We start from the raw sequence: 7,784 nt of genomic DNA, 5'->3' as shown, positions 1-7,784 counted from the left end.
TGACCTTGATCATGCCGTCATCCCTCAAAAAACGTTTGATTTCTCCTGTTATCATGGGAACTGCATAGGTGGAAAACTTTACTTCATAGGACAGATCGAATTTGTCAATGGCCTTTATAAGGCCGATGGTTCCAATCTGGAACAAATCTTCCGGGTCATAGCCTCTCCCTGTAAATCTGCGGACAATGCTCCAGACAAGGCCGAAATTATCGGTCACCAGCTTGTCCCTTGCCGCTTTATCTCCTTCGTGAGCCATTTCTATCAATCTCATGGTCTCATCCATAAGGCTCACCCGTTAATCTTCTTTTTCATGGTCACGGCAGTTCCCTTTCCCGGCGCCGAATTCACTTCTACCTGGTCCATAAAAGCTTCCATAAAGGAAAATCCCATTCCGGACCGTTCCCCATCGGGATCGGTGGTATACATGGGCTCCATGGCCTTTTTGATATCTGGGATGCCGATTCCGTCATCTTTTACGGATACGGTCATCTCCTGGCCGCAGATGGTGACCTCCAGGTAAATGATTCCCCCTTTCCCCTGATATCCATGGATGACTGCATTGGTTACTGCCTCTGACACGGCTGTTTTTACGTCATCCACCTCCTCTAAGGTAGGGTTTAGCCTTGTCATAAAGACAGCCACTGCCACTCTGGCAAACTCCTCATTCTTAGACAGGGCCTCTAATTCCATTTTCAGAATTTCTGGTTTGTTCTGTTCAGACATACGTTCCTCCTCACCCCCCAGGGGGTTTTCTTTTTGCCCTCTGGGCAAATTCACCTTAACCTGTGACTGCTGCTTCCTTTGAGTCATACAGTTTCATTAATTTTAAAATGCCTCCCATTTTCAGAATGCGGAGCACCTGGGCGCCTGCGCCGTAAATGGCCACGGTTCCCCCGCTCAGCGCCATCTGTTTATACCGGTTCAATAAAATGCCGATTCCCGAAGAATCCATAAACCTGGTTTGTGAAAAATCAAATATAATGCGCCTGATATAATTTTCAGAAAGGATTAAATCCGTTTCATATTTCAGTCCTGCACAATTATGGTGATCCAGCTCCTCCGGCAGGTGGACGATTAAGGCATGTCCTTCCGCCTCATATGTAAAATGCGGCTGATTCATATATACCCCTCCATTCCTTAGCAAATTTATAAAAAAAGACACCACAAAAAAGATTTCTCTTCTGTAGTGTCTTGCTAGAGGAAGTTCGATTCGCTTTCAGCTCATCGAACGTTTAATTTACTAAGTTCAGTCTGCGCTTCGCTTGACTTCTCTAAGTAAATTATATCAAAAGCCACGCTCTGTTTTTGCTTTGGCAGACAGTTCCTCGTCTTTGCTGTTGTTTATAATATCGGAAAACAGTCCGTTGGCCTGTTCCTTTTCTCCCATTGCCTTGTAAATGGCGGCTGTTTTGAATTTGGCCTGCCAGCTCTTCTGGTCTAACTCAATGCATTTTAAGTAATAGACAAGGGCTGTCTGAGGATCTCCCGCTTCTGCTGCCTTATCTCCAAGCTCTTCTAAAACGGCCATGCCATTCTCCGTTATATCTTTTCTTATTTCACCGATGACCGCCTGGGTATCGGAAGAGGTGATGAGCTCCGGCTTTAAACCGGCATAAATGCGGACTGCCAGAGGAAAGTCATCCTTCTTATAAGCCTGAAGGATTCCGATGACAGCCTGATACTGGGCCAGAACGCTGTCTGAGTCATTGGTCAGAGAAGCCAGGGAATCCTCTGCCGTCTTTTTGTCCGCTTCAATGGCTTCCAGCTGTTTTTCCAGGCCCTCCGCCTTTTGGTTGGCCTGACTCAATTCCTCGCTGTACTTTAACATCTCCCGGTTGTGGCCTGCATTGATGGCCTTTGTATTGGCAGGCATGACAAAGAAAAAGATGACCGCAGCTCCCAGCAAAAGTCCTGCAAGGATGTAGACCACCGCCTGATCCCTGGTGTTCTCCCGGTAGCTGGGCGGTATAATGACATCGTCATCCTCCATCTGCCTGTGGGAAACCACATTTTTAAGCTTTCTCTTTTCTGGTTCCTTTTCGCTCTTCGGACTGCCGCCCCCGGTCTTAACCATGGACTTGTACCAAAGGGCCTTAGGGTTGTTTCGGTCTATCTGGAGAACCTTATTAATGGCCTTTCCGGCCTTTTGGTAATCTTCTCTGGAAATGCAGAGAAGAGCCAGCAAGAGCTGGGCTTTCACATAATTAGGCTGGCTTTCCGCCACCTTATGAAGCTGGAGGATGGCCAGATCTTCACTTCCGTTCTGAGCATAAACCAGTGCCTGGTTAAATCTTCTGACACTGCGGCGGGCCGACTCCATAGCGCCTTTTTTTCTCTGTATTTCACCGAGGTAATAATCGGCACGGTTTCCTTCCGGCTGAAGGTTCATGCTGATTACCCACTGGACAAGGGCATCGCCTACTTCTCCCATTTCATAATAAATAAGTCCCAGAAGATTTCTGGCATCTGTCATATATTTATTGAAATGAAGGCTCTTTTTCAGACATTCTGCTGCTCCTGACAAATCCCGGAGCTTGGCCCGTTCCAAGCCCATGTTATAATAGCTGTTTGCGATTACCCTGGTTTTTCTTTCATAATCCATACTTTAACCGCCTATTCCCTGCTGACTTCTTTTATCAGATTCATCATCAGATCATTCATATCCGTCAGGTCACTTCTCACTATGGCATCTTCTATGGCATCAACCTCCAGGCTTGGCCTGTAATCATTGATCTCAGCTTCAAAATCAATCATATCCGTTCCTCCTTAAAACCTCTTTTATCTCACCCATCAGATAAAGGGAACCAACGCAAAACAGCAGATGCCCTTCATCCTTTTTATGAAGCATATATAAAACAGCTTCCTCTACTGTCTGAAACCCTTTCACATCACATCCGCAGAAACTTTGAAATTCTTCAAGCAGAACTTCCGTTTCCAGGCCCCTTTCTGAATCAATATGAGCCACCGCTCCCTCATCGAGAGGAAGGACTTCTGCAATCTCTCTTATCATCTGTCTGTGGTCCTTGTCGGAAACAGAGGAAAACAGAATATTGGCTCTCTTACCCCTTGCGGTGCAAAGTCTGGCCGCTGCTCTGACAAAAGCCTCTGTCCCTCCGGGATTATGGGCCCCGTCAAGAAATACTCCGGGAAGCACCTCTTCCATTCTGCCCGGCCAATACATAGCTGCAATCCCTTCTTTTATCTGTTCCCGGCCGATTCTGTCCCTTAACCGGGCCTGGTTTTGCACCGCCTCCAGAGCCCGGAAGGAAAGAAATGCATTCATCACCTGATATTCTGCGGCAGAGGGAATATAAGCTTCCATGCTGTCCCCTCTGATTCCCTGAAATCTGGCATTCCAGCCCTCGTCCTCATATCCGGTTATCTCATAGCCCTGCTTGTCCGCCTCATAAAAAGGGGCATCCAGCTCCATTGCCCTTTTTCGGATAACATCAGCGGCCTTAGGGTCATTTCCGTCAAAGACAACGGGAATTCCCTTTTTTATGATCCCGGCTTTTTCTGCTGCGATCTTTTCTATGGTATCACCTAAATATTCCACATGATCCATGCTGATGGAAGTAATCACCGACACCAGGGGATGGCTTATGACATTGGTGGTGTCAAGCCTTCCTCCCAGCCCGGTTTCCAGGATCACAATATCCATTTTTTCCTTATGGAACATATCCATTGCCATATAAAACAGAAACTCAAAATAGGATGGGTGGCAGTATCCCCTCTCCATCATCTTTTCAGAAAGTGCTCTGACCGTCTGACAGCTTTCTTCAAAAGTCTTCTCAGGCACCATATCTCCATTCAGGTTAAAACGCTCCCTGATGTCGATTAAGTGAGGGGAAGTAAAAGTCCCTGTCCTGAATCCGGCCTTTATGAAAACAGACTGGAGAAATGCACATACCGATCCCTTTCCATTGGTTCCTGCAACATGAATGATGTTCATATGCTCATCCGGATCTCCCATCTCGGTAAGAAACCGGCGAATATCCTCCAGAGAATTTTTCTTTCTGGTCCACATGGGAATCCGTCCCAGATATTCTTTTGCACTTTCGTAAACATTCATCGCAAACGTACCAGCTTCCATGGTTAAATTAGCTGTCCGGAAAACCTTAAAGTAAACCGAACTTCCTTTTATTATAATATATGTCCGTTAATATGCAACCCATTTCTTTCGCAAAAAGTCCTTTATTTCTACAAGGCATTTTGACAGAGGGGGTATTTTAAAAAGGGAGGCCGGCACTTAAACGTACCGTTCTCCCTTGTTCTTTATATCTAAAACTGATTATTTGCCGCAATATGCAATGGCTTCGATTTCTACCAGAGCGTCTTTTGGAAGTGCTGCCACTTCAAATGCTGCTCTTGCAGGGCAGTCACCTTCAAAGAAGGTTGCATAGACTTCGTTCATTGCTGCAAAGTCACTGATGTTCTTTAATAAAACAGTGGTCTTAACCACATTTGCCATGGATAAGCCTTCGCTTTCCAGAATAGCCTGGACGTTTGTTAAGGACTGCTTTGTCTGAGAAGCCGCATCATCGCCTGCAAATGCTCCTGTTGCAGGATCAATTGGAAGCTGTCCTGATACGAATACAAAGTCTCCTCCGCGAATTGCCTGGGAATATGGGCCGATTGCTGCCGGTGCTTTTTCTGTAGCTAATACTTTTTTCATAATACTATCTCCTTTCATCTTGTCCGATATGTTCTTGGATATTTTTTCTTATAAATTCTATATTAATAGATTAGCATACATTGATCAAATGTCAAGAAACTTTTTCAGGTGTCCTAAAAAAAAATCAGCACTTTAAGAGCTTTTACCACTTGTCATCTGGTATTCAATACTATATAATATGATGAAGGGATATGATCCCTTATGTACAGCATGGGCCGTGCAGAATGGAGGAACATATGAAGACCAATAACGAAAGATTGCGGGACATATTAAAGCATCTGGAAGCCTTAGACTATATCAGTCCGGAAGCCATCCCTGACATTGATTTATATATGGATCAGGTCACCACTTTTATGGATGAACACTTAAAAGGTACCAAGCGCCATCCTGAGGATAAGATCCTGACTAAAACTATGATCAACAATTATGCAAAGAATAATCTGCTTCCGGCTCCCAACAAAAAGAAATATTCCAAGGAACACATCCTTCTTCTCGTATTTATATATTATTTTAAAAATATGCTTTCCTTCCACGACATTGAACAGCTCTTCCGTCCCATTACTGAAAAGCACTTCAATTCCCCGGAGGAACTGCCTTTAGAAGAAGTTTACAGAGAGATATTTTCCTGGACAAAGGACGGAATGGACCGCATCCAGAAAGACATTGTCCGGAAATACCAGGACACAAGCCAGGCATTTGCAGATAAGGGGCTGGAAGGAGAGGATTTGGAATACCTCCGCCTGTTCGCCTGGATCTGCGAACTTTCCTTTGATGTGTATGTGAAAAAACAGGTGGTGGAACAGATCATCGACGATTTAAGGGCAGCAGAACCCATAAAAAAGAAAAAATAGTCAAAACAGAGGGCATTCACCGGAATCCGGCGTCTGCCCTCTGTTTTATTTGTCTTCTTTTTTCTCATCTTCCAGCCGCTTAAACACCATATCGTATCCGTCGTTTCCATAATTCAAGGAACGGTTCACCCGGCTGATGGTGGCTGTGGAGGCACCTGTTTTCTCCGCAATTTCCAGATAGGTGCGGCCTTCCCGCAGCATCTTAGCCACTTCGTATCTTTGGGATAAGCTTAACAGTTCATTTACCGTACACACATCCTCAAAAAACGTATAACACTCCTCCGGTGTTTTTAAAGTTAAAACAGCTTCAAACAGATGGTCTACTGCATCTGTCTTAATCTTTTTATTCATAGCATTTCGATCCCCTTTTACTTCCATTTGCAACTAAAGGCATTTTAACATATTAAAGTCGTAAAGTCTACAGAAAGATATCAGGTAAGCATAAATTTTTCTACCACATGGGCGATGCCGTCATCATTATTGGAGAGAGTCACGTAATTCGCTGCCGTCTTTACCGGAAGAACTGCATTTTCCATAGCTACCCCCAGACCTGCATACTTAATCATGGACAAATCATTGTAACCATCCCCGCAGGCAATCATCTCTTCCCGGCTCATATCAAGCCTTGAAAGAAGGCGCTCCAGGCTTGCCGCCTTATCAATTCCTTTGGGTAGAATCTCCAGGAAATAAGGCTCTGAACGGTAAACGCTGTAATCCCTGCCTAAAGCTGCTTTTACTTTTGGTTCTACCATGGCAAGGTAATCACCGTCTTCCAGCATCAGGAACTTTTCAACAGGAAACTGTACATAGGATTCCATATTACTGATTTCTTTTATTTCCAGCTTGTTGACCGCTGATTCCTTTTTCACATACTCATCGGATCCGTTGGGAGTGATGATCTGCTCATTCTCATAGGTAAGGATGTTCACTCTGTGATCTTCTGCCATACGGATGATACGGGCATTGGAGGAAACAGGCAGTTCTCTTGCAAAAATCGTTTCCCTGGTTTTGCAGTCAATGATACGCCCTCCATTAAAAGAAAGAATATATCCTCCTGATTGATCAAGCTCCAGCTCTTTGGCCAAAGGCATCACTCCATAGGTGGGCCGGCCGGAGGCCAGTACGATAATCCCGCCCTGGGCTTTTAACTCAAAAAGCACTTCTTTTGTACGAGGTGTTATCTCCTTGTTCTTATTCGTTAAGGTTCCATCCAAATCCAGTACAATCATCCGGTAGCTCATTGTTACTTACTCTCCTGCTTCTGTAAATTTAAATAAGTTCTGTTTTCTCTGAAATAGGTTATCTGTCGGTTTCTGACAATTGATTCACCTTACTTTTATATATAGTATACCTTATCATCAAACTCCTCACAAGCAAAATAAAAAACTGCACAAAATAGGGGAGTTACAGCCCTTTGATTTTTCCTTGCTTTATTCTGTTACCTATGCTAATATGGGTAAGGTTTTAAAGCATATACATACCGGAGGAAATATGAGCAGCGAAAAAAACACTAATACAATTGCCAATCCTGGACCACTTGGACTTTTAGGTTTTGGGATGACAACCATTCTTCTTAATCTCCACAACGCAGGAATCATACCGCTTTCCATTGTTATAGTAGCTATGGGATTCGCTCTTGGCGGTGCAGCACAAATAATCGCAGGAGTTATGGAATTTAAGAAAAACAATCTATTTGGAGCCACCGCCTTTACAGCCTATGGATTTTTCTGGTGGTCTCTCATCGTAATTTGGAACAATCCATTCGAGGGAATAAAAGGTGCTGATGAAAAAAGCATGGGATTCTATCTGCTGCTTTGGGGAGTATTCACACTTTTCATGTTCATAGGAACATTGAAACACAACCGTGCATCACAGGTCGTGTTCTTGTCCTTAACAGCATTATTCTTCCTTCTGGCAATCGGTGACTTCACTGGTATCCACGCAATCAAAACACTTGCGGGATATACCGGAATATTCTGCGGCGCTTCTGCAGTCTATAATTCAGCGGCTCAGATCCTTAACAACGAATTTAACAGAACAGTTCTTCCTTTATAATTCTTGGTGCCTACGGTACCTCAATGCCCCTGTCCCTTCATTCACGAAGGAGATCAGGGGCTTTTTTTAAGTTTCAGCCTTGATGACATCAAAAGATACTCCCCAAAATACATTATAATAATTACAGATTTATGGATTTGAAGCCTTTATTGAATGACCAGGAGGTGCAATTTGAAACAAGCAATCTTCTTATTCTTGACAAT

11 protein-coding genes are annotated in these 7,784 nt (G+C 44.1%); 2 read left to right on the top strand and 9 right to left on the bottom strand.

All coding sequences use genetic code 11. From position 1 onward, the window contains the following. The 7 genes from V7M78_RS20475 to V7M78_RS20445 all read right to left on the bottom strand — a co-directional run. On the bottom strand, positions 1-283 hold a 283-nt coding region (locus V7M78_RS20475; protein ID WP_333652580.1), incomplete at its 3' end, for a sigma-70 family RNA polymerase sigma factor. A 5-nt stretch (positions 284-288) separates the two neighbouring features. Further along, on the bottom strand, positions 289-723 hold the full coding sequence (gene spoIIAB / locus V7M78_RS20470; protein WP_333652577.1) for an anti-sigma F factor: 435 nt from the start codon (positions 721-723) through the stop codon (positions 289-291). Between the two features lie 55 nt (positions 724-778). Beyond that, positions 779-1,120 carry an STAS domain-containing protein gene (locus V7M78_RS20465; protein ID WP_333652574.1) on the bottom strand — a complete coding sequence of 114 codons (342 nt, stop codon included), beginning with the start codon at positions 1,118-1,120 and terminating at the stop codon, positions 779-781. Between the two features lie 165 nt (positions 1,121-1,285). After that, positions 1,286-2,602, bottom strand: coding sequence for a tetratricopeptide repeat protein (locus tag V7M78_RS20460; RefSeq protein ID WP_333652571.1), 1,317 nt, complete (start codon positions 2,600-2,602; stop codon positions 1,286-1,288). An 11-nt stretch (positions 2,603-2,613) separates the two neighbouring features. After that, positions 2,614-2,754 (bottom strand): hypothetical protein, encoded by a 141-nt coding sequence (locus V7M78_RS20455; protein ID WP_333652567.1) that lies wholly within the window; start codon positions 2,752-2,754, stop codon positions 2,614-2,616. Beyond that, complete coding sequence (locus tag V7M78_RS20450; protein WP_333652564.1) at positions 2,747-4,072, bottom strand: bifunctional folylpolyglutamate synthase/dihydrofolate synthase; 1,326 nt, start codon at positions 4,070-4,072, stop codon at positions 2,747-2,749. Before V7M78_RS20450 ends, V7M78_RS20455 begins: the two co-directional genes overlap by 8 nt. Positions 4,073-4,291: 219 nt before the next feature. After that, positions 4,292-4,675 (bottom strand): RidA family protein, encoded by a 384-nt coding sequence (locus V7M78_RS20445; RefSeq protein WP_333652561.1) that lies wholly within the window; start codon positions 4,673-4,675, stop codon positions 4,292-4,294. Between the two features lie 236 nt (positions 4,676-4,911). On the opposite strand from V7M78_RS20445, the gene V7M78_RS20440 reads away from it, so the two are divergent. Then, positions 4,912-5,526, top strand: a complete 615-nt coding sequence (locus V7M78_RS20440; protein ID WP_333652558.1) for a DUF1836 domain-containing protein — start codon at positions 4,912-4,914, stop codon at positions 5,524-5,526. A 45-nt stretch (positions 5,527-5,571) separates the two neighbouring features. Here the strand turns inward: V7M78_RS20440 and V7M78_RS20435 are convergent, their stop codons facing one another. Continuing rightward, complete coding sequence (locus tag V7M78_RS20435) at positions 5,572-5,877, bottom strand: YerC/YecD family TrpR-related protein (protein ID WP_333652556.1); 306 nt, start codon at positions 5,875-5,877, stop codon at positions 5,572-5,574. An 80-nt stretch (positions 5,878-5,957) separates the two neighbouring features. Beyond that, on the bottom strand, positions 5,958-6,767 hold the full coding sequence (locus V7M78_RS20430) for a Cof-type HAD-IIB family hydrolase (protein WP_333652552.1): 810 nt from the start codon (positions 6,765-6,767) through the stop codon (positions 5,958-5,960). 250 nt (positions 6,768-7,017) lie between these two features. On the opposite strand from V7M78_RS20430, the gene V7M78_RS20425 reads away from it, so the two are divergent. Next, the gene (locus V7M78_RS20425) at positions 7,018-7,581 is read left to right on the top strand and encodes an acetate uptake transporter (RefSeq protein WP_333652550.1); all 564 of its coding nucleotides are present in this window, start codon (positions 7,018-7,020) and stop codon (positions 7,579-7,581) included. Positions 7,582-7,784: the final 203 nt, after the last annotated feature.

Origin of the sequence: Lacrimispora sp. (assembly GCF_036758025.1) — a bacterium.
Classification (GTDB): Bacteria; Bacillota; Clostridia; order Lachnospirales; family Lachnospiraceae; genus Lacrimispora.
This window is presented reverse-complemented; position numbering and strand designations above follow the sequence as displayed.